Genomic DNA, 20786 nt, shown 5'->3' with positions numbered 1-20786 from the left:
GATCTAGAACTTTTTGAGCCGCGAACTTGCTCTCATTCAATCGTGACGTAGGTCACACCTTTATTTGTGCACATCGATCGATTAGAAGTGATGTGAATGGTGAATCTGATTTTTCTAGATCAGTCTTGAGACTAATCCTATCAATAGCCTTGCTTTTCATCGTTCTATTTTGTTACCGCTTGCTTTTTCAGCCAATGACAGCCTCTGTAACCTGTGCTTGTAGTTGTCGCTGCAGTTGTTGTGACTGCTGATCAATAATCGCTATCTGGGCGGCGCCGATAGCGACACGATGGAGGTCTTTGACGCGATTATCGGCACCTTGGTCAATGGCAACAACGGCAATGAAGTGTTGACGGGTAATGCTGCTGGAGTTACATATAGGGGCGCAGCTGATAATGACATTCTTGCCGTCAGCCAGGGCAATGCCTGGGGCGATAAAGGTGCCGACACCTTTCGCGGTGTTGGTGGCGATGGCTTCGTCACCGTCGAGGACTACATCCCAGGCGAAGACATGGTTCAGCTTGGTATGACTGGTAGTTGGAGTCAGTTCGGCAACGGACAGATGTTCACCAGCACTGATGGCGATCAGCTCATGCTCTTGGCAGGCATTGCCTCTGCTGATCAGATAACTTTGGTCTGATTTGAAATCATCGTCGGGGAGCCTGAAGCTTTGGCTGAAAGCTATACAACACCCTCGATGGGCAAAGCAGGGCGCGAAGTGTTGTGCGCGATCAATCCCCCGACAAAAACATCAACGCCCCGCCAAGTGCGGGGGGGGTTTATTGGCTTGCTCCACTCAACAGTTCCCTGCATCCAGGGATCTTCTTCAGAAGAAGACCAAGCCCTGATACCAGGACCCACCGTCAAGATCAACGTTGCAGCTGCGATCAGTAGGAAGCGCATGTAATGTCCTGGCCTATCGGGCGACGCTAAGTCTGTCACCGTTTTTGAAGTGGGTTCAATAGGGGATCGATTCCCACTGGGGTGGGGGCTATATGAACGGGATTACTTTGGAGACGTCGAGTTGTCCTCGGGAATAGACGAAGAATCCTTTGAAGTAATCACGGACTGTGAGGGCGACGTCTGTTTTGACGGTTGGTAAAAGGACCGCCAGGTCGAGGCTGCCGAGCAGCGAGTTGGGGGCTTGAGCCAAGCGCTTCTGGACATCGTTTCCGTGGCGACTTCTGCAACCATCGAGGACTTTCCCGTTTTTTGTTGTCAATCCCGGACACTTTTTTTGTCTTATTGAGTCAGCAACTCGACGTGCCTTGGATCTGTCACCGATTTTGCAGTTGATTCTTTAGGAACCCCATAAAAAAGGCCCAGGCGTGGGGCCTGCAGATCTTCGCTTTTTTAAAACTAGTCAAACCAGAAATCGGAGCCGCTTGTCGTCATTAATCTCGCCAGCCATAACCTTGAAGGCGTTTTCACCGTGAACAAACCAAAGGCTGACTTGTCGGCATGAACCTTATGGACCATCACCGCAATGGTGAGGCTGATGGATGGCTTGGGTTCTGGTTAATTTCTCGTCCTGAGCAAAGGCTAAGGACTGATCCTGAAGTTCCTGGAGTGTCATGGGAGGGTCGAGATCTGCCCTCTTGTGCGAAGCCAGACACCAAAGGGTGAGCGGTTTCAGCCATTGCGGGTCGAGGTGTCACACCTTGCCCCTTGTGTTCAGAGCTACATTTGATACATCCAGGGGTGACGCAGTGTTGAGGAATTGGGTGGGGCTTGAGAAGGCCTCACACGGCACGATCGAGAGCGCACGCTCTCAGGTCGATTCACTAGATGACATTGAGGAGATGCGAGTTCTACTCAAGAATGTCATTTCAGCTCACGACACGCTCAAGCAAAGGCTGGAAGACAAGCTCACCAACATGACCAACTACATGGCCCTGTCCAAAAAAGGCCAATAAAAAGCCCCCCGGAGGAGGCCCTGTCCTTTCGACACACGCTCTAGCAACATCCATCACTATTAAGGGATGAGTGCTTGTACCTGTTCTTCTTCTAAGGAAGGTTTTTTGGAGAAGTAGAATAGAGCTACGACACTCCTCACACAGCGTGGATGGGCGGTACTTGCTGGGGCCGTCCTTTGCTTGCGTGCTTGTGATCCGCTATGGGCCTTCGAGGCAGCCCATCAAAATCAGCCGGCCTGGTTTTTATGACATATCGGGATTTGATCAAAGCTGTTCTTAGACGTGTCAACATCAGGGAGTTGCTGGATCAAGGCCCTGAGGGTGGGGCTTTTTTGCATGCCAGCAAGTCTTCTCGCAGTCGCTAAGCCTTGGTGTATTTCTGCCTGCTCAGCATGATGATGTGTGCTAATCGAGAGCTGGAATTGACAGAACCAGACCCGGCAGTTTTAGACGCTCTTGTCACTAAGGCTTTAGAGCTTTCGGCAAGTGCAGGCGGGGAGTTGGAGCGCAGCTGCTGGATGGTGGTTCATGAGCATGCTCACGGAGTAAAGCCAACGGAGTACGACATCCGAGAAATTGACGAGCAGCTTTATCTGAATGTTCTGGAGACCAGCCGATCCAGATCAGTTTGCTGAGATAGAGAGGCCGAATAACCTGCCGTAGCTTCTTAGACATCAGACGAGGAGCTAAGTATTGCCGCAACTCGCCGCTTATCGAAGGGAACTCCACACCAGGAGTCGCCCTCCCTTCTGTTAGCAGTCCGCAGCAGTTACAGCTGAACGCATTGCAGGTGAACTTGGCGTTCCCAATTCGGCTTTGGTTCATCTGTAAAAAGTTGGCCATGCGCACCCCTCACCATCAGGAGCCTTTCGTTAGTGCCTAAGCCCCATTGCCAAGGGGTGACCCTCTTCAACGCCCCCTGACGTTTCTCAACAAAGGAGTTAGGACAAGACAATCCGCCTAAAACCCTTTGCCACCAGAACTATTGAGGCTCTATCGATTTGAGATTGGGATCGTTGCTATTGGTGCTGCTGCCTTCTTTGCCTGGCGTTTTGGAGGGAACGGTGAGGACGGCTGATTGACGGCCCAAACTCATAGTGTTCAGCTCAAAAGACTTGCTCGGCCTCATGGGTTTGATGTAACTGGGTAAGTGTTCTAAGTGCTTCCCCGCCCCTAAAAGAGCTAGGACAACAGGAGACACCTCGAAAACTATGGAAGACACCGCTGTTCAAGCAGGCGACAATTTGCCCTATCTGCTGGTTGCACTCGGTGTTATTAGTGGTGGTGGTCTAGCTGTCTGGCTTCAAAGGGACAAGAAAGCCGACAAGAAACCGAAGCAAAAACAATTTGTTCCCAAGAACACGAAAGGGTTTCAGTGATTGACTGCCCAAAACAAGTGATGAGATCACACCAAGTGCTAGGGGTTTTCATTTGGACGTTCAATCAGCCCAAGTGGCCGTGCAGCGATAGCGCGTGCTCATGGCGACAGCAATTGTTGTGCAAGACATGTCAGTGACAGTTTTACCTTGAGGGACTTTTCGCTGCGCCTGCGCCTGTGCCATCTGCTCAGATTCACCATCAGCCGTCGCCTCTCCTGCCCGAACGGAACCAGGCCAGGAGGCCAGCAGCACCAATAGCAACGATCCCACCGAATAGATAAAGCAATTCTTTCTGAACAAGGTTGTCCTCCATAGGTTCTGACCAGTCTCTTCTTGTCTTAGCTCCCTTGTTGAGAAACGTCAGGGCCGTAGAAGCGCAGAGCATCTTTAGCGCTGGGCTTCAGTAGTGCATAAGTATTGAAACGTAGGTCTCGACGCTGAGGGCGGTCAGGAATGGCAAGACGCACTGTTGATCTGACCCAAAGGGGTATTGGTATCTGCGTTTTAAAGATGTTCTCGGCTGTAGCTCTTTAGATCTCCAGATTGAAGTGATCAAAGGCCGGCCGATGAAAGGCGAGCCGGCCCTCCTAAAAACCAAGAGGATCTTCCTTCAAGTGGATGAGGTCAGGGAGCTATCGAAAAAGACAGCAAGAAGAGGGCTGGATGGCCACGGCATCCCACTAGTAGTAAGGGTCGTATCACCCTCCTGGTAATGGCCTCCAATCATCTGAGACCTGTGAAGGGCTATGAGCGAAGGTCTTCTCCAGATCCCTTTTGAATGAATCATCCCGACTGATTGGGCTGTGATCGCGTCCTGATTCAGTGTCTAGGCTGATTTCCTGTGAAAGTCTGATCTCCTTTGTTGCTCTGAACCACCCCAGTTCTTTGGCGATCCCAAAAAACGGCCAGATAGCGAAATAGAGGCAAATGATCGCAAGGCCTACATATCCACCGTTCAATTCCATACCGGAGAACTGACAAACGTTTGCTGTATTCAGCATGGCCACAAGAGGCACGAACAGGAAGCGAACAGCACAAAGAGCAAAGAAACGGCTCGAAGCTCCTCTTGCTGAGGAGGAGAACAACAGCTAGTCGAAGAGTCAAGCGTTGAATCTTGGTTAAGCGAAGACGCTGTTGTTAGCGCTTGAGGAGACGATCGATTTTTAGTCGCGAAAACCGTACCAGAGACGTTTAAAACGGGATGTCTATCACCGACCGGCCCTGGTTTTTACGACCCTTTTGGTTCGGTTGAACATTCTGGTGGAGTCAAACTGTAGGGGTCTTGAGGAGATCAATCATGTATTCACTATTCGATTCCGTCTTTGACGTTCCATTCGGCTACAGCATCCCTCGTGATCGCGTTGTTGTGATCCCTGATTCGCAGTACAACAAGCTACGTGCGCAAGAAAATGAGCGCCAAGTTGCCAAACTTGAAGCTCGCAAAGAGCATCACTCTCAGGTGATTGAGCGCCTCAATGAGCAGATCGGCGAACTCCAAGCTGCACTACCAGCAGCTGAGTCAGACAAAGAGTTAGCGGCCACAAAAGAGTGACCGCTAGCGGCAGCTGGAGTGGGACCCATCTGCCGTCGTTTGCTGGGATACAACGGTACGTTCTAGGGGGCCTGCGGGCCCCTTTTTCTTGTCTGAGTCGGCCAGTTGCTGATAAGCAAGGTAAAGGCTTCAAGTGATAGAACCGGCTATTGAGATCGTCGTTAACAAGACAAGGCCTACCTGAATCCCCCATCCAGATTCGGGCAGTTCTTTTTATGTTTTTAGTAGCAAAAAATGCTTGTGCGATCCAGCCCCTGAGTGGTGCGAAAGGGTAGTGCGGGGGCATTTAGAGACGCTTGCTCAAAAGGAGCAATTCTGCCTACTGACGCCTTGTTTCTGCATGCTTAGACCTAGATCAGGAGTCCAAGGACGTAGACACCCTGAAAACCTGTCCTGGACTTGAGGGCATCCAACGCGGGTGCCCTTCTTCATGTCAGTTATTTGTGCTAATTGCAGAGAAAATGGACATGTTCTTGTTGCTTGTGCTCAAACTCACTGCTGGCATTGAGCCAGGTCACTGCGTTTTTCAAGAGGTTGAGTGAATCTATGGATAGTGGTGAAGGATGAAAACAAAAAGTCGCCACCGCCCCAGGGGGGAGAAATCAAATAAACAAAAGCCCCGCAGCATGGCGGGGCTTTTTGATCTGTGTAGGCACAAACCCTTAAATAGATGAGTGCTGCAGTTGATGTGTCCTCAAGCTTCCGCACGTCCGCTCTGGAGATAAGCCTCGTCTGCATCGATCATCGCTTCCGCATCGTCGTGGAACCAGCAGCCATACATCAGGTTGAGCACCCGATCCACATCAAGATCGCGATCGCTCACGTCCTGCCATAACCTCTGCGTCAGCTCAGCATCAGCCAGTTGAAACTGAGCGTTGGCCAAATTCCTTGCAGATGAGAAGTAAATTTCACGTTCACGTGCCGCAGGCGACGTATAAGTGAGAGGTTTGGTTTGGATCGCTTGCGAAAAAACCACCGTTGTCAAAACAGCTCGTTCTATCTTGAGTATCGATGAATACAAGCACAACCAACATTAATGCTTGTTGAAGATGAGCAGCAGGTCCTATCCAGGCCACGCCTGGGCTTAGCCCCTCAGGCTTAAAGATCCTTCTCGATGATCATTGGTCTACTTGGCTTATACGTCTAGACGAAGCTGGTCTACGCGTATGAAGGGCTAAGACCCGGCGATGAAGGCTATTTAAAGGCCATGTGTAAAGCCAACGGCATCAAATACACTCAACAGCAGTAGTAGCTGTACGGGTAAGCAATAAAAAAACCCCGCTCATGGCGGGGCTAAGAAATTAAGATGTTGATTAAAGTCTACCGGTGCAGGGCTTGCCGTTTTCGTCTGCCACAACACCATTAGCCCCGGCAATCGTTGTGATGACCCATAAAGCCTCATCGGCATAATCGCTCCATTCATGCTTACCGTCTCCGTCTCCAAAAGTTTTTTCGATCTTGTCACCTACTTTTTTAGCTGTTTTTTTGATCCAACTCCAGAGGCCTCCACCGGTTATGAATGCCAGTTGTTCAGGAGTAAGCTCCATGTCTTCAAGCTCACTCATAACGAGTGCTTCAAATTCAGCTTGGCTGGTCTGGTTTGTAAATGTAGTCATGATTAAAAATGAGTGGTGTGTTTAAATTCGTTGGAATTTCTTCCGCCGACAAACACACCATCTCCCAAATCAGCAACAGATGCGATGATCTCAGTCAATCACTTCTGTGAGCTTGATCACACCGCTTAATAATGAAGCAAGGTGATGCCTTTACAGAGTCTTCAGCTTGCGCCTTTGGCTACGGCTATGTTGCAGTTAGGTTGACAGCTGGGTCTACTGGTTTATTCCACTTATCGCAAAAGGACGCATCTTCACTTGGGGCAGCTAATTGAATTCATATTGTAGATCAGCCTTTTGCTTGATCTAGTCCGTCTGATCGTTCTTAGAGCTTGGCCACACGCGAAAACGTATTCGCGGCTCCAATGACTGAGTTGAGCTGACCTGTGCGAAAGCCTTCTTTCATGAAGGCCTTCATCATGTGAATCATCTCAGCGACAATAACCTTAATGATCTATGCTTATTGAATGTCTGGTTGGATTAACTCACTTAAGCCCTCTCGTTTGATTGCTGACGTGAGGAGCATTTGGTGGAGCTACAGCCACCATGCCAGGTTCAAGAATTTCGAGGGTTGTGTTGTTTCGAAGTGGTATGGCGCCGAAATGGCCTTGAATGAACCAAGTTTGGGGAGCGGAGATAAGGCTTTGATTTGGTATCACGATTCAGTACCTTTTCTACAGTTTGGTCTGTTTCTGCATTTTTGCGCTGATGCAAAGTGGCATTCCATTCGAACTTTTCAAAATGACCAGGCATGGGGGATTGGGGTAACCAAGTCAGTCGAAGGCCCTCTCTGGAAGCAAGAAAACTATGTAGTTATGGATGGTATTGAGGTGCCAAGTATTTTTAGAGCGCGTGAGGTTGCTGAACTCCCGCTTGGCAAGGTTCAATCAGTCACTGTCAAGAAATTCGACTCGGTCAATATTGCAGCAGTAACGTTCCAGATTAATGGCTGTTGTGTTGACATACTTGCTGGTGAAGTTTACGAACAGGCTGATGGAACATTTAGTGTACTTTTTGAAGATGAAAGTTTGTTGGTTCAAGTTGATGGCAGACGACCAGTATGACCAGGTAATAGAAAGGTCTCTAACGGCTTATTTGTAGCACTCAAGCTGATATTCGCGAAAACAGTACACGAGCCGTTGAGGAGGAGATGTCTAACGCCGACCGGCCATGGTTCTCACGACCTTTTTGGTTCGGCCGCATCATCCAGCTGTATCAAACTGTAGGGGTCTTGAGGAGAGCATTCTTGTATTCACTATTCGATTCCGTCTTTGACGTTCCATTCGGCTACAGCATCCCTCGTGATCGCGTTGTTGTGATCTCTGACTCGGAGTACAAAGCTGCACAGGAGTGTCAAAATGCTGAGCACGTTGCCCGTCTTGAAGCACGCAAGCTCGACCAACTCTCAGTTGTTGAAGAGCTTGAAAAGCAAATCGGCGAATTGCAGCCTGCCCTGCCAGAGGCCAAGCCAGACAAAGAGTTAGCTGCCAACAAAGAGTGACCGCTAGCGCCGGGTGATGCGGGATTCGGATTGGTCTCTAGGGATACAGCGGGCTGGGAAAACCCGCTTTCAAACGAAACGCCTACCTCCCCCCCCCATCTTGATTCGGGGTCCTTTTTTGTGTTTTTAGCAGCATAAAAATGCTTGTGCGATCCAGCGCCTGAGTGGTGCGAAAGGGTAGTGCTGGGGTATTTAGACACGCTTGATCGAAAGCAGCAATTCTTCCTACTGACGCCTTGTTTCTGCTTGCTTAGACCTAGATCAGGAGTCCGAGGACGTAGAAACTCTAAAAACCTGTCCTGGACTTGAAGGCATCCAACGCGGGTGCCCTTCTTCATGTCAGTTATTTGTGCTAATTGCAGAGAAAATGGATATGTTCTTGATGCTTGTGATCAAGCTCACCGCTGGCATTGAATCAAGTCACTGCGTTTTTAAAGAGGTTGAGCGAATCTATTGATAGCGGTGAAGGATGAAAACAAAAAGTCGCCACCGCCCCAAGGGGAGAAAATAAATAAGGAAAAGCCCCGCATCATGGCGGGGCTTTTTGTTGATTCTCTGCTCTGACATATTCAGAGATTAAGAATCGATATCAGGAGAACGACTCAAGGTATTCATAGCCAAAGTTTAAGCACATAGCTCACTACATGAACAGCTAAACGCAGAAGATGCCGATGTTCTAGCTATTTCCCAAGCTACTGGGTTTGCGATTGCAAAAGAAGACTTAAATTCGCATCGGCAAGTTCTGTCTGGTAAAGAGCTGAGTCTTAATATCCTAACGAACTGTTAAAACATCTTTTTGCTCATGTAGAAAGTAAAGTTGTTCGACTCACAGACAATGCAACTCTTTCTATGTGATGCCCAGTTCGAAGATATTGAGCTTCAGAAAGCCGCCTATGCCCAGTTCATTGAGCTATGGGAAAGTGGAGCCATGGCAAAGGAAGATAAATTTGAAGGTTTTGAACTCCTTTTCCGTGTTCATGCGCCAGGCGAAGGGCGTGTCGTCATCCTGTGCAGGGCAGAGAGCGACAAACAGCTGTTCACACATTTTGCTCCCTGGCGCGCTCAATTCGGAATTGTGATGGAATTTACCCCTGTTATGAGCTGTCAAGATGTAGTTGATGCGCACAAAGATCTGTTTGCTAAGCTTCCACCCCGCAGTGCTGTTTAATAGCATCAAACAAACAAGTCATGACCCCGCTAAATGCGGGGTTCATTTAATAGCTGTTCTGTTCAAGAGAAGACAATTTGTTATCGCATTCAGCATCTAGAAATGACTGGAAGACTTGAAGGAGACTGGTACCCCTAAGCAGTCTTCCTTCAGATCGGCGAACTCCATGCTGCACTCCCAGAAGCTGAGCCAGCCAAAAAGTTAGAGGGTGCTGAGGAGTGATCGCTAGCGGCAGATGGAGTGGGACCCATCTGCTGTCGTTTGCTGGGATACAACATCACGTTCAAAGGGACCTGCAGGTCCCTTTCTCTTGTCTGAGTTAGCAGTGACTATATATATAATCTTTCCATCTAATCCTTATGAAATACTCTTGATCCATCCAGCGTTGTCGATAGCTTTAAAAAGGCAGGGCTCCATTCGCTGATGCCATCTGCTTGCAACCTGCTGTAGTTGCCATAGTTGGAATAGGGGTCATAAAAGCCTTTCCTTACCCCAGCCGCTTTTGGGTTGGCATGGATATACCTCAAGGTGTTCAACTCTCTTCTGTGGTCTTTGGGGTGGATCGGCGTTGAGAAATACCTTGCCTCCCAGAAGTGCCCATAACGTCCACTCAAGCGGTTCAAGGCCATGGCGGAATACCACGCGAACCAGTGCATTAGCCTCGGCAAATCCTTGGCATCGGTTGGCTTGATGAGCAAGTGAAGATGATTAGCCATCAGGCACAGCCCATAAACCTTCACGGCAAACTTCTGTTTGGCCTTTTTAAGTACCGCCAACAACACATCACGCCTAAGCCCTTTAGCAATCAAGAACTGTCTGCTATTGCAACGCAGCGTGATATGAAAACTGCACCCAGATAGCAGTAAGCGTTTTGTTCCCGCCTTTGCCCTCACTTGCTCGAACATCTACAGCCTCAGCGCTGTTATTCCACTTATCGCCAAATATTGCGCTGTTAACATGTTATCTTTTTCTCTATAAGGCGTCTTATTTCTCATGACGTCAAAAAGTGGTCATTCCGTAAAGGTTCAAATAAATGGGGCAGAGCGAGTGATCTAAGGCAATAACCAATTGCTGATCAGCAGAACCAGAAGGGTATGGATTCACTGAAGTCATTGCTAGCGCGCCACTAGAGCAGTGACCAATCTCACAGCGCGAGATGATCTAACTCAGGGCTTTGAGGACTTCTTGCGGTGAGGCTATAGACATCGATACGGAGCTTTCACGATGGACCGAACCACTAACTTCAAGGCAATGTGTGCCGTTAATTCTGCAATAGAATGTACTCCTATCTCCGATCAGAACTCTTTAGTCAGTCTCAGGAAGGTTTTCTATATGCATTTCATTATCGAGTCTGTTCTTTCTGAGCGAATAGCACTCATTCCAGTATCTTCTTTGCGGGAATCCATTTTATAATGGTTGTCATCAAATGAATCTTTGGTTCGCCATCGCTACGCCAAGGCGTCGCATGCTGCAGGTCTACCGACAGCGAACATTGCCCAAGCCATGGGTCACACCATTGAGGTGCACCTAAGTAGCTATGCCCGCTTCACGCCAGATGCAACAGCAGATCTTTATGCACAGTTGAATGCAGGAACTGCACAGGTGAACTGAAATTGGATTCCAGTTTTTCGGGGATGCATTTTCAACCCTCACTAAGCGTTGAGGGAGTGCTATCGATGCATGGGCGCCAGCTGGCAACAGATCGCAGAGCGCTATCAATGTTCAGCGCGTACAGCTAGGAGGTGGGTAAGCATGGTCTAATTGGTCGAAACTTTTCATTGGTAATGGCAATCGAAACCACCGTGTTTGACTTCAAAATCAGTAAAACCTTTGACGAGTGGAGAGCTGTTTACGACAGTGAAGACAACAAAGCAATGTTGAAAGCAGGTGGAATCACATCTCTGTACAGAGGCTTACACAAAGAAGATTCATCAAGAGCGATTGTGATATTCCAAGCAGAGGAGGGAGTTGCGATGGGCATGTGGAATGACCCTGAGGCAAAAGTCATGATTGAATCAAGTGGTCATATCTATGACGAAACAGCAATTACTCAATGGATCGATAATTAGGCAACGGCTCAACCAACACCACTAGGAGGTTGGCTAGTGCTTTATTGATTCTCAATCGTTTGCGGGGCCCGAGAAAGTAGGGACCCTAAGCCACCTCATCCGGGCAATCCCGGCCATGCCCCCTCGAGCCCAAGGGGTTTGTAGTGGCTTTCTTTAGATCTAGATCTAACAGCTTTGAAAGTTATTGGCACTAACCAGACAGTTCTATTACTCCAGCTGCGTTAGGCAGAGCTTTTAAAGGAGAAACATCTCATTCTTTATCCATTCATGCAGTTGATCTGACCTAGTGGCTGAAACCAGAAACATGCCAGAGGTTTACACCCAAAACAAATGGCAGATGAGATTGGACGTAGCTTGGAAGTTCATATGTGTACCTTTGTCAGGTTTATGACTTGCGATCTGGCTGATGCTTTTGTTGCGGTGAATGGCTCGAATGCAAAGGAGCAAAAAGTGAAGAGAAAAAGGCTTAAGACTTGACAGCCCACTTCTGATCCCGACAGCCCACCGACCTACCCTCAAGTCAGCAGCACATACCCGATGTCACGGAAAAGAACTGCACTTGCTGCTGCCCTGTCATTGCTGCAGCTGGGTCAACCGCTGCTACTGGGATCTAATGCTGCTTTGGCAACTGGTGTGGTTCTGCTTTCAACCCAGGCAGCAAATGCTCAAAGTGCTGTTCTCTACAAAAAGAGCGGTAATGCAAAGGTTATATTAGGAGATTATCAAGGAGCAATTGCTGATTTCAACAAGGCAATTGAGATTGATCTGTAATATGCCGATGCCTACATCAACCGTGGTCTTGCCAAGTACAATTTAGGAGATAATCAAGGGGCAATTACTGATTACAGCGAGGCAATAAGGATTGATCCGCAGGATGTCTTCGCTTACAACAATCGTGGTTATGCCACGTGGAAATTAAAAGATTATCAAAGTGCTTGTAATGACTTCAAGAAAGCAGCATCTCTTGGAAGTCAATCAACAGCACAATGGTTAAACAGAGAAGATGGTGCCTGGTGCCGCAATATGCGATGAGGGGACAAGAAATATCCCCACCAGACCGAATCAATGGCACCACTCAAACTTATAGCAGCAGCACCCAGCAGATGCCACGCAGAAGAACGGCACTTGCTGTTTCCCTATCGCTGCTGCCATTAGCTCAACCATTGCTCCTGACACGGGTTGAGCTGTCTCTTGCTGGCGTCCATCAGCAGCCAGCCGGTCTGCTGCATGTGGGTCTTTATTCGACAGCAGCAGCCTCCACGCCAGGCCACATTGCTGCGAACTCTGCATCTGAAACCACAGCCGTGACCTCGAATTGGATGCCATAGCCTTTAATCCAAGGGCCGAGGTGGGCCCAAACCTTTCCGATATCGCTAGCTACTGCGATGGCAACCCCACTTCCACTCACGGGTTCGCAGACGCGATATTTCAGCTCAAAGCCCTCGAATTTGTCGCCAGGTCCTCCTGCGTTGATGTAGTCCGCAAATCCAGGGCACGACTCCCAGGCCCCCTCAACAGTGGGGAAAGTCCAGACAATCAGGTAATGCTGCACTGCGTTGAGGCAAAGCATCTTCTGTTTAGCAACGGACCACTTGTGTGTTTTGGGATAGTCCCGATGCCCTGAAAATCGGAGATTTCAGCCAGGAGGAGTGATCTGATTACCAGCGGGGCTGGCACTGCTCACCAGTCGTTTGAGCATGCGACTGGCCCAATGGCTTTTGGGAGCAGCTTTGCTGTGATGGCGATAACGCTGGCAGAAACGCTCATAGCCCCTGGCATAAACATTCAGAGTGGGCGAGAGCTTTAAAAAGGCAGCGCTCCATTTACTTATGTCGTCTGCCTTCAATCTGCTGTAGTGGCCATAATTGGGATAGGGGTCATCAAAGCCTTTCCTTACCCCAGCCGCTTTGGGATTGGCATGGATATATCTATGCGTATTCAACCTATGCGTATTCAACATTCGCCGGTGATCTTTTGGGTGGATCGGTAAGGCAACAACTTCTTAGGACTTAACTAAAGAGGGCTTGAAGTTTCTTTAATTGAAGCTAGTGTGATTTTAAATTAGTATGGCTCCTTGCGTGAAGACTGTTCTTGAGGCTGGAGAGAAGCTTGTCAAGAAATCGCAGGCAAACCATCAAAGAGGTATTGAGACCGTTGGAGGGATGCTTTACCTGACCACAGCAAGATTGATTTTTGAGTCACATGCGCTCAACATTCAAACAGGAGTAACCATCTTCTCAATTTCTGAAATCAATAGGCTAAGAAAGGAGTGGACAAAATTCTTAGGCTTTATTCCTATCTTTCCCAACACGCTAGCCGTGACTTCTAGTTCAGGCCATGAAGATAAATTCATTCTGCTTAGAAGAACTCCTTGGATCAATGAAATCAATAAATTAAAAGAGGGACAGAACTAAGGCCCCTAACTATTTCCTCACTCCTAACCCACATAACTTGTCGAATTGGGCTACAGCGCTAACAACAGCACCGGGGTTGTTCTGCTTTAAAGCAACCCTTGCGCTCTCCATCATTAGATGAATGGCTTGAGCAACAAGATCTGTTCTTTGGATATTTGCCTTATCGATGTCCTCACGGATCAAGGCATATCCCTGTTCAACAGTCCTTTGAGAGGTGCGGAGCGGAGATAGCCAAATACGCCGCCACTAACAACTAGGACGGCGATGGACCTACCAGTTTCTCGCTGAAATCCTCTCCACTTCCAACCAATAGCGTAACAGGCTGAGCCAAGCCTTCAGATACCAAAACCCAGTCATGGAAGTGCAACTTGCCTGATGGATCGACGCAGATAATTAGCAGGGCCCCCGCTACTTCTTTGCCCTTGTTTCAAGCATTGATCACAGGCGCATAAGAAAAGGGCGCCCTCATCGAGTAGCGCCCAACGACAAACTGTGTGAGGAGTGCCGCCGTTCTGTTCTACTCCTCGGTCAGTACAACCCAGAATAAATAATGAGTAAAAGCTCTCATCCCAACCAAGCCAAGAGGTAGCTATTAGAGAAATGCTTCGCTTTTCAGGGCATGGACACACCTGCTGTGGTTGTCATGGGGATCAGCTTTTTGCTTGCACTAGTCGGGCTGCGAGAGCTTCTTAAGGAACTGAAGCCCGCAAAGCATCAAAAAGTTCACTGATGCCGATGTCCACTGGAAGAGGACATTGCTAGCCACCGTGTGGGAAAAGCGGAAAGGGGCAATTCTTCCTACTGACGCCTTGTTGTTGCTTGCTTAGACCTAGATCAGGAGTCCGAGGACGTTGAGACCCTGAAAACCTGTCCTGGACTTGAGGGCATCCAACGCGGGTGCCCTTCTTCGTGGGCAGATTTTGGCGCCGCCATTAGATAGAACTCATCACATCCACAGCCTGTGTTCAGGCTCACCAGTGGCATTGAGACAGGACACTGCGTTTTGCAAGAGGTTGAGAGAACCTATCGATAGCGGTGAAGGATGAAAACAAAAAGTCGCCACCGCCCCAGGAGGAGAAATCAAATAAACAAAAGCCCCGCAGCATGGCGGGGCTTTTTGATGTTCAGTCGTAAAACATTCTCAGTTTTCTTTTGCTGCAGTTGATGTGGCCTGATAGCTGCAACCGGCAACCGGCAACCAACCAGATAATGAGAGCCCTTTTAAGCGTTCAATCCCATGGCAATCGATATTATTTATTTGCATCCGATTTGGTTGAAAAATGCAATTAATCTCCCATAAGTATTCTGATGAGCTATAGGCCTTGGCTTTTGATAAAGCAACGGAAGGTAAGGTTGATTCTTGGTTGAAGCACTCTCTTTCGTCTCGGCAACGCATGTAGCCATTCTTTTTGACATTGAGGGTGCATAATCAACAGATCGCCGCCTTGCAAATTAAGCACTTCCCGCAACGGTTGATGGCGATGCTTTAAACAGAAATCCCTTGTTGCTCCCAGTGACAAGGAAGCGATCTGTGTGTTTGGTTCAATCTCAGCTTCATCATCCGCATGCCAACCCATGCGGTCGTTGCCATTGCGATAGAGATTCAGTAAACAACCGTTGAAGTTTTCCTTGCATGCCGCATTCACTCGTCTGAGCAAGGGATAGAGCCAATCAGGCAATCCTTCGCCGCGATGGCTTACACCGCTGTAGTGATAGTTGACCCCCTCAGCTGCCATGAAGGCCGTCAGTCGTGGGACAACATGATCACGTCCGTAGACTCGAACAACCGGTTGCTCCCAGGCCACACCGTCTTGTAGTCGATGCAGCCAGGATCGAGCATCAGCGCAGTTCAACCAATTGGCCATCCACGTCCAAGGGCGAACTTCTGCCCAACCGTGTCTTTGTGATGGCTGTGCCATTGAGCTCCTAGCCAACATCATTGAACAGAACCATGTTGGCTTTATAGATGGCGGAGAGTAGTCACAGATGCCAGTGTTGAGTCATAGCTGAAACACTCCGCGGGTGACCACGACCAAGCAAAACCAACCCGCTTTGATTCAGGCATTAATGAAGCCAGGGGCTTATCCACATCCGGTGAAGGTTGTGGAGCTTGTCGAGACCCACATTTCCTGGGTGCTTCTGACCGGTTCCTATGCCTACAAGCTCAAAAAAGCTGTGCATTTTGACTTTGTAGACGCCACCACGTTGAAGCAACGCCTGCATTTTTGCCAAGAGGAACTGCGATTAAATCGTCGCTTGGCTCCAGACCTTTATCTAGGTGTGACCAGGATTCTCGAATCAGTTGATGGCGCCAAAGTTCTCGATGAAAACTTTGAATCGAATGATCCATCCATCAATGGTGTGGTTGAGGTTGCTGTGAAGATGCGTCAGTTCCCTGCCTCTCGTCTTCTCAGTGTATATCTGAGTGATGGGGTTTTGAAGACTGAATCCCTAAAAAGACTTTCTTTCGATCTTGCAGAGTTTCATCTCAGTGTCAAAACGGCCGTTGCAGATGGAGATTTTGGTGGATTTGATGCGGTAATCAATCCTGTTCATGCCAATTTGCGTGTGTTGGATCAGTTAACACTTCCTGAGCCATTAGAGCTTTGGCTTGAGCAGCATCGAGCTTGGATTAAGAGGATTCAGCCAGAACTGGCTTTTCGTTTTAAAGAACGACTCAACGCAGGAGCCATACGCGAATGCCATGGCGATCTTCATGTCGGCAATATACACTTAAATAACGATGAACGTTTAGAAGTCTTTGATGCCATTGATTTTAATCCAAGTCTTCGTTGGATCGATCCGATTAGTGAAATGGCCTTTCTAGTGATGGATTTTGAGGTACACGATCATCAGGGTGATGCCATGGTGATACTCAACGAATGGCTTGAGCACACCGGCGATTACAAGGCTCTTGATCTTTGGCCTTGGTATTCGGCTTACCGAGCGCTTGTGCGCGCCAAGGTGAGTGGCCTGCAATGGCAGCAACTCTGCTCCCAGAGTCAGTATCACTCTGTTGATCAGCAACATCTTCAACGGCTGCTTAAGGATCTCAACCTCTACATTCAGCGGGCAAGAGAGGTCCAGCAAACAAAATCAGCCGGTATTGTGCTGATGCATGGACTCAGCGGCAGTGGTAAATCCTTTTTGAGTGAGCAGCTCTATCAGCAGTTGCCAGCAGTACGCTTGCGTTCAGATGTCGAACGTCAGCGTGCTTTCGGTCGCCGACCACTTCAAAAGCTGCTTGGCTTTGAGAAAGGATCGATGACAAGTGGTGGCATTACACCACTTTTTCAAGGAGACCCTTATCGACCTGAGGTTACCCAGTGGTTGTTTGATCAATGCCTACCGGCATTGACTCAAAGTTGCTTGAGCAGTGGTTACACCACAATTGTCGATGCCACCTTCTTACGCGAACGAGAACGACAGAGAATGTTTGTATTGGCGCGTCAACAAGGATGCCCGATTGCTATCGTGGCCTGTGAATGTAGTGATTTAACAGCTCAGCAGCGTATCGCTACAAGGATGGGGGATGGAACTGACCCCTCTGAGGCAGATTTAAGCGTGCGTGAACTGCAGAAAGCGTGGATTGAACCTCTAACAACCTATGAGCAAGACTTGACGGTTAGGTTTACGGAAAAAACTCCGATCAGCATTGGCCTAGAACGTTTGCGTGTTTTGCTGAATCGTTAGTGCATCCGATACACTTGGCTTTTGCCATAGAGTATGACTTTGGTTGTCTTGTGGGGACAAACGGTGAAGAATCTTTGGCTTTAGATTTCTGCTTTTGTATTACTCTAGGACCAAGACAGGAAATTTAACTACAATATGATTTGCTGATCTTATCTTTTAGCTCATTGACCATTCAGAGTCAGCAATCTTCTCAGGTTCTAGGTTTCATAATCAACAAAACCTTTTCTCTTTTCTGTAGATCTTCTCTGTTGTTCTATTTTTGTATAAATGATGGTTTAAGGTGTTTCGCATATCGTTCATGATAACGACATTTTGTTTCATGTCTGCCAGTTTCTTGATTGCGCCAAATGGATTTACCTTGATTATATTTACAAGTCGTAGAAAGTGAGCGAGGCATGAGGAAGATCCCCTAGATTTCGTGCTTTTGACGGTCCATTGAGAGAGAATTCTTGACTCTTTTGGTTATTGTTTTTTCTATATGTCGTCACCCTGACAACATTTCAGCCAAGCAAGCTTACTCTTTGATAGCAGAACCATAGCCAGTGCTGAAACAGTAGATTTCGATGTGATCGCCATAGAGTTAGAGGGTTGTCTGGATCAAAGTTTTCAGGGGGCTGAACATCACCTCGCGCTTGATCACGTTCCATCTCTGTTAACAGGCGCCCCGCGTTGTACTCCGGATGGCCAAGATGAACCAGTTGGCGTTGATCGGTGGATTCAAAGATTGTGTAGCCAACCTTCTCACCATGGGCCAGTAAACGTAGACGTCCCTGCCGTTGTGCCGCTTCCATTGCGCTATCAGGCAACCCAGCATGGCGACTCTGCGGACACACAAATCGATCGTCTTGAGTGCCCATCAGGGCATGGCCGGGGACCAAGCTGCGCATTGGGAACACCCCGAATAACTTTTTGCTAAATGACTTTTTATCGACACCTTCGAGATAGGCCATGGCAAAACCAGCCCAGCACAAGCCAAGCGTGTTTGCACAGTTCTGCCGTGCCTCTTCGATGATTTTTACTAGCTCTGGCCAGTAGTTCACCTGCTCAAATGGCAGATGTTCAACTGGTGCTCCAGTGATGATCAAACCATCAAGAGGATTAGGCTCCATAGCTTGCTCCCAGCTCACATAGAGATTATCGAGATGAGCAAGGTCCCATGTTTTATAGCTATGGCTACGTAGCCTTATCCAGATCGGTTCGATCTGTAGAGGTGAAAGCCCTAGGGGATGCAGCAGATTGAATTCATACTGTTTGCCCAGGGGCATGATGTTGAGGATTCCGATTCTTAATGGCCGGATGTCCTGACGTTCTGCAAGTTCCGGCTCTATCCATGAGATCCGGTTCTTCTCCACCGCGGCGATCTTGTGATAACTGCGTGGCAGGATCAGCGCCATCGATGCCTCCCGTCTCAGCTGATGGCCGCTAGGGCCTGTTCAAAATCAGCCTTGATGTCTTCGATGTGTTCAAGGCCAACAGATACCCTAACCATTGTGGGAGTGACTCCTGCAGATTCCTGCTCTTGGGCAGAAAGTTGTTGATGCGTGGTGGATGCAGGATGAATCACCAAGGTCTTGGCATCACCAACATTGGCGAGATGGCTAGCTAATTCAAGACCATTGATGAAGCTCACGGCATCATCAAAGCCTCCTTTAAGGGAGAACATCAGCATGCATCCCATGCCTCGATTCGTTAGGTATGTTTTGGCTTGTGCGTGGTATGGGTCATTTTTCAGGCCGGGATAGTTGACACTGGCAACCTTGGGATGATCCTGCAGCCATGTAGCAAGATCCATGGCATTGGATGCATGGCGCTCCACTCGCAAACTTAGTGTTTCGAGCCCTTGCAAAAGTAGGAATGAATTGAATGGACTAAGAGCTGCTCCCCAGTCGCGCAGTCCCTCAACTCGAGCTCGCAGTGCAAAGGCCACATTGCGATTGCTTGGAACGCCGAGCATGGAGCAGATGTCGCTGCCGAACCCGAAAGCATCCCAGTGCACCAGACCGTGATATGCCGCGCTTGGCTCACTCATCAGTGGGAACTTGCCATTGCCCCAGTTAAAGGTGCCAGCATCCACAAGCACTCCACCAAGGCTGGTGCCATGGCCTCCAATCCATTTGGTGGCACTTTCCACTACCACATCAGCGCCATGCTCTATGGGCCGAAGCAAAGCACCAGCTGCTCCAAGGGTGTTGTCAACAATTAAGGGGATTCCCATGTCTTTTGCTAAGCCTGAAAGGCCTTTAAAGTCTGGGATGTTGAAGCGAGGGTTCCCCATCGACTCCACATAAATTGCTTTTGTGTTGGCATCGATTTGTGTGGCAAAGCTATCAACATCATCACCATCTGCAAACTTCACATCAATGCCAAGGCGGGGAAACTGCACCTTGAATTGATTGTAGGTTCCTCCATACAAGAAGGATGTTGAGACAAGATTGTCACCAGCCTGCATGCAGTTTGTAATTGCCAGGAACTGTGCAGATTGTCCGGAAGCTGTCGCTACAGCAGCAATCCCTCCCTCAAGAGCCGCAACACGCTTTTCAAACACATCCGTCGTGGGGTTCATTAGACGGGTGTAAATGTTGCCGAATTCTTTAAGACCAAACAGGTTGGCACCATGTTCAGCGTCATTAAAGACATACGAACTGGTTTGATAAATGGGTACAGCCCGTGAGTTCGTGACAGGATCAGCTACCTGGCCGGCATGAAGCTGGAGGGTTTCGAAGCGATGTGAAGTCAACTACACGTAAACAGGAAGGTCCCTTCTTTCTAGCAACTTAGTCTCAGGCGCGGTTCCAGTCGTCAGGTAGATCAGCTTTATCTGTCTTTGCTAAGGATGGCAGTGTCTCGCGAATCAAGGGAACCAATTCGGCCCTCACTTCCTGGCGGAATCCTTCGACCACAGAGGCATTGAGTATTGGATAGCTCTGATCAGCAGCAGTGTCTTCTTCTCTTAATTGGCGCCATTTTGTCGGCTCTTGAGCTTTGAGAGTGTTGAGGGGGGCCTGGAAATCAAAACTCACCACAAGGCCCTGCTCATCAGCAAGCTTTGATGCACGGTTAGCAATCGATTCACGTACAGCATCGAACTTCTTGGCCTTGAGGGTGTCTGGCAGGCCGAGAACAGGTTCGTAATAGTCGAGAGCTCGCAATTCTTCTTCCAGCAGGATCGGCCATGCGCCACGAGCGTTCTCTTCAAGTGCGAGAGCTAACTCTGCTTCATTCATGGCCTGGAGATAGAAGCGGAGCCTGCGGTAATAAGACTTGTCCTCAGTGGCTTTTTTGGCTGCAGCCTTGCCAGTGATGATTGCTGGCAGAGCGGCTTCAGCCTTTCTTAGGAACTGGCGGTCCTCTCGCTCCAAGTTCATTGCACCCCAACGCTGCCGGTAGTCCCATAGCTCCGTATAGCGGGCTACGTCCTCGCTGGACCAGCCAAGTTCTTTGAGCTCATCAGCTCGGTGAGTGGATTCCTTGGCCACGCGAG

Annotated in this window: 29 protein-coding genes and 1 pseudogene; 17 read left to right on the top strand and 13 right to left on the bottom strand. The window is 48.7% G+C overall.

The genetic code is table 11. The features are described from left to right. Positions 1-289: 289 nt before the first annotated feature. The gene (locus SIB68_RS03665) at positions 290-640 is read left to right on the top strand and encodes a hypothetical protein (RefSeq protein WP_063400620.1); all 351 of its coding nucleotides are present in this window, start codon (positions 290-292) and stop codon (positions 638-640) included. A 41-nt stretch (positions 641-681) separates the two neighbouring features. Here SIB68_RS03665 and SIB68_RS03660 read toward each other — a convergent pair whose 3' ends face one another. Next, complete coding sequence (locus SIB68_RS03660; RefSeq protein ID WP_155724960.1) at positions 682-942, bottom strand: hypothetical protein; 261 nt, start codon at positions 940-942, stop codon at positions 682-684. Positions 943-1461: 519 nt separating this feature from the next. Between SIB68_RS03660 and SIB68_RS03655 the strand changes: the two genes are divergently transcribed. The 4 genes from SIB68_RS03655 (at position 1462) to SIB68_RS03640 (ending at position 3295) form a co-directional block, all read left to right on the top strand. Further along, positions 1462-1626: a hypothetical protein gene (locus tag SIB68_RS03655; protein WP_155724958.1), complete on the top strand. Its 165-nt coding sequence runs from the start codon at positions 1462-1464 to the stop codon at positions 1624-1626. Positions 1627-1670: 44 nt separating this feature from the next. Then, positions 1671-1916, top strand: coding sequence for a hypothetical protein (locus tag SIB68_RS03650; protein WP_231905994.1), 246 nt, complete (start codon positions 1671-1673; stop codon positions 1914-1916). A gap of 392 nt (positions 1917-2308) precedes the next feature. Next, on the top strand, positions 2309-2551 hold the full coding sequence (locus SIB68_RS03645; RefSeq protein ID WP_063400730.1) for a hypothetical protein: 243 nt from the start codon (positions 2309-2311) through the stop codon (positions 2549-2551). Positions 2552-3127: 576 nt separating this feature from the next. Continuing rightward, positions 3128-3295, top strand: coding sequence for a hypothetical protein (locus tag SIB68_RS03640; protein ID WP_155724957.1), 168 nt, complete (start codon positions 3128-3130; stop codon positions 3293-3295). Positions 3296-3355: 60 nt separating this feature from the next. Here the strand turns inward: SIB68_RS03640 and SIB68_RS03635 are convergent, their stop codons facing one another. Continuing rightward, positions 3356-3565, bottom strand: coding sequence for a hypothetical protein (locus SIB68_RS03635; RefSeq protein WP_155724956.1), 210 nt, complete (start codon positions 3563-3565; stop codon positions 3356-3358). Positions 3566-3633: 68 nt separating this feature from the next. Next, complete coding sequence (locus SIB68_RS03630) at positions 3634-3762, bottom strand: hypothetical protein (protein WP_268874311.1); 129 nt, start codon at positions 3760-3762, stop codon at positions 3634-3636. A gap of 30 nt (positions 3763-3792) precedes the next feature. Between SIB68_RS03630 and SIB68_RS03625 the strand changes: the two genes are divergently transcribed. After that, a complete protein-coding gene (locus SIB68_RS03625; protein WP_236069049.1) occupies positions 3793-4008 on the top strand; it encodes a DUF1651 domain-containing protein in 216 nt (71 codons plus the stop codon). Here SIB68_RS03625 and SIB68_RS03620 read toward each other — a convergent pair. Then, positions 3994-4380 carry a hypothetical protein gene (locus tag SIB68_RS03620; RefSeq protein WP_063400616.1) on the bottom strand — a complete coding sequence of 129 codons (387 nt, stop codon included), beginning with the start codon at positions 4378-4380 and terminating at the stop codon, positions 3994-3996. The two genes, SIB68_RS03625 and SIB68_RS03620, sit on opposite strands and share 15 nt — an antisense overlap. 212 nt (positions 4381-4592) lie before the next feature. Here SIB68_RS03620 and SIB68_RS03615 point away from each other — a divergent pair, with 212 nt between their 5' ends. Then, complete coding sequence (locus SIB68_RS03615) at positions 4593-4847, top strand: hypothetical protein (protein WP_063400615.1); 255 nt, start codon at positions 4593-4595, stop codon at positions 4845-4847. 694 nt (positions 4848-5541) lie between these two features. Here the strand turns inward: SIB68_RS03615 and SIB68_RS03610 are convergent. Both SIB68_RS03610 and SIB68_RS03605 read right to left on the bottom strand, forming a co-directional pair. Then, positions 5542-5847 carry a hypothetical protein gene (locus tag SIB68_RS03610; RefSeq protein WP_063400728.1) on the bottom strand — a complete coding sequence of 102 codons (306 nt, stop codon included), beginning with the start codon at positions 5845-5847 and terminating at the stop codon, positions 5542-5544. 313 nt (positions 5848-6160) lie between these two features. Next, the gene (locus SIB68_RS03605; RefSeq protein WP_063400614.1) at positions 6161-6463 is read right to left on the bottom strand and encodes a hypothetical protein; all 303 of its coding nucleotides are present in this window, start codon (positions 6461-6463) and stop codon (positions 6161-6163) included. A 464-nt stretch (positions 6464-6927) separates the two neighbouring features. Here SIB68_RS03605 and SIB68_RS03600 point away from each other — a divergent pair, with 464 nt between their 5' ends. The 3 genes from SIB68_RS03600 to SIB68_RS03590 all read left to right on the top strand — a co-directional run bounded on the left by SIB68_RS03600 (position 6928) and on the right by SIB68_RS03590 (position 9129). Continuing rightward, on the top strand, positions 6928-7524 hold the full coding sequence (locus SIB68_RS03600; RefSeq protein ID WP_063400613.1) for a hypothetical protein: 597 nt from the start codon (positions 6928-6930) through the stop codon (positions 7522-7524). A gap of 86 nt (positions 7525-7610) precedes the next feature. Then, positions 7611-7961, top strand: a complete 351-nt coding sequence (locus tag SIB68_RS03595) for a guanylate-binding protein (RefSeq protein ID WP_236069019.1) — start codon at positions 7611-7613, stop codon at positions 7959-7961. 835 nt (positions 7962-8796) lie between these two features. Next, on the top strand, positions 8797-9129 hold the full coding sequence (locus SIB68_RS03590; protein ID WP_063400611.1) for a DUF3303 domain-containing protein: 333 nt from the start codon (positions 8797-8799) through the stop codon (positions 9127-9129). Between the two features lie 374 nt (positions 9130-9503). Here SIB68_RS03590 and SIB68_RS03585 read toward each other — a convergent pair. Next, positions 9504-10034, bottom strand: a pseudogene (locus tag SIB68_RS03585) (transposase); the annotation flags it as partial. A gap of 529 nt (positions 10035-10563) precedes the next feature. Between SIB68_RS03585 and SIB68_RS03580 the strand changes: the two are divergent. The 5 genes from SIB68_RS03580 to SIB68_RS03560 all read left to right on the top strand — a co-directional run bounded on the left by SIB68_RS03580 (position 10564) and on the right by SIB68_RS03560 (position 12230). After that, complete coding sequence (locus SIB68_RS03580; protein WP_155724955.1) at positions 10564-10740, top strand: hypothetical protein; 177 nt, start codon at positions 10564-10566, stop codon at positions 10738-10740. A 69-nt stretch (positions 10741-10809) separates the two neighbouring features. Continuing rightward, positions 10810-10890: a helix-turn-helix domain-containing protein gene (locus SIB68_RS03575; protein ID WP_074160295.1), complete on the top strand. Its 81-nt coding sequence runs from the start codon at positions 10810-10812 to the stop codon at positions 10888-10890. 23 nt (positions 10891-10913) lie between these two features. After that, the gene (locus tag SIB68_RS03570) at positions 10914-11198 is read left to right on the top strand and encodes a DUF3764 family protein (protein ID WP_063400727.1); all 285 of its coding nucleotides are present in this window, start codon (positions 10914-10916) and stop codon (positions 11196-11198) included. Positions 11199-11819: 621 nt separating this feature from the next. Beyond that, positions 11820-11969, top strand: a complete 150-nt coding sequence (locus tag SIB68_RS03565; protein ID WP_236069015.1) for a hypothetical protein — start codon at positions 11820-11822, stop codon at positions 11967-11969. A 15-nt stretch (positions 11970-11984) separates the two neighbouring features. Further along, positions 11985-12230: a tetratricopeptide repeat protein gene (locus SIB68_RS03560; RefSeq protein ID WP_236069047.1), complete on the top strand. Its 246-nt coding sequence runs from the start codon at positions 11985-11987 to the stop codon at positions 12228-12230. A 205-nt stretch (positions 12231-12435) separates the two neighbouring features. Here the strand turns inward: SIB68_RS03560 and SIB68_RS03555 are convergent, their stop codons facing one another. Together SIB68_RS03555 and SIB68_RS03550 are read right to left on the bottom strand one after the other, a co-directional pair. Beyond that, complete coding sequence (locus tag SIB68_RS03555) at positions 12436-12768, bottom strand: DUF3303 domain-containing protein (RefSeq protein WP_196757132.1); 333 nt, start codon at positions 12766-12768, stop codon at positions 12436-12438. A 66-nt stretch (positions 12769-12834) separates the two neighbouring features. After that, entirely contained in the window at positions 12835-13140 is a 306-nt protein-coding gene (locus tag SIB68_RS03550; RefSeq protein ID WP_236069013.1) for a hypothetical protein, read from the bottom strand. A gap of 136 nt (positions 13141-13276) precedes the next feature. On the opposite strand from SIB68_RS03550, the gene SIB68_RS03545 reads away from it, so the two are divergent. Further along, positions 13277-13612, top strand: a complete 336-nt coding sequence (locus SIB68_RS03545) for a GRAM domain-containing protein (protein WP_236069011.1) — start codon at positions 13277-13279, stop codon at positions 13610-13612. Positions 13613-14925: 1313 nt separating this feature from the next. Here SIB68_RS03545 and SIB68_RS03540 read toward each other — a convergent pair. Beyond that, positions 14926-15531, bottom strand: a complete 606-nt coding sequence (locus SIB68_RS03540; protein WP_063400608.1) for an alpha-ketoglutarate-dependent dioxygenase AlkB family protein — start codon at positions 15529-15531, stop codon at positions 14926-14928. A gap of 103 nt (positions 15532-15634) precedes the next feature. Between SIB68_RS03540 and SIB68_RS03535 the strand changes: the two genes are divergently transcribed. Continuing rightward, positions 15635-17305, top strand: a complete 1671-nt coding sequence (locus tag SIB68_RS03535) for a bifunctional aminoglycoside phosphotransferase/ATP-binding protein (RefSeq protein WP_236069009.1) — start codon at positions 15635-15637, stop codon at positions 17303-17305. A gap of 500 nt (positions 17306-17805) precedes the next feature. Here the strand turns inward: SIB68_RS03535 and SIB68_RS03530 are convergent, their stop codons facing one another. Genes SIB68_RS03530 through SIB68_RS03520 form a run of 3 tightly spaced genes read right to left on the bottom strand, consistent with a single transcriptional unit; the run spans position 17806 to position 20781 of the window. Next, complete coding sequence (locus SIB68_RS03530; protein ID WP_063400607.1) at positions 17806-18699, bottom strand: homoserine O-succinyltransferase; 894 nt, start codon at positions 18697-18699, stop codon at positions 17806-17808. A 14-nt stretch (positions 18700-18713) separates the two neighbouring features. Then, positions 18714-20042, bottom strand: coding sequence for an O-acetylhomoserine aminocarboxypropyltransferase/cysteine synthase family protein (locus SIB68_RS03525; RefSeq protein ID WP_063400606.1), 1329 nt, complete (start codon positions 20040-20042; stop codon positions 18714-18716). Positions 20043-20085: 43 nt separating this feature from the next. Beyond that, the gene (locus tag SIB68_RS03520) at positions 20086-20781 is read right to left on the bottom strand and encodes a hypothetical protein (RefSeq protein ID WP_063400605.1); all 696 of its coding nucleotides are present in this window, start codon (positions 20779-20781) and stop codon (positions 20086-20088) included. Positions 20782-20786: the final 5 nt, after the last annotated feature.

Source organism: Prochlorococcus sp. MIT 1323 (genome assembly GCF_047304905.1).
In the GTDB taxonomy this organism is placed as follows: domain Bacteria; phylum Cyanobacteriota; class Cyanobacteriia; order PCC-6307; family Cyanobiaceae; genus Prochlorococcus; species Prochlorococcus marinus_D.
This window is presented reverse-complemented; position numbering and strand designations above follow the sequence as displayed.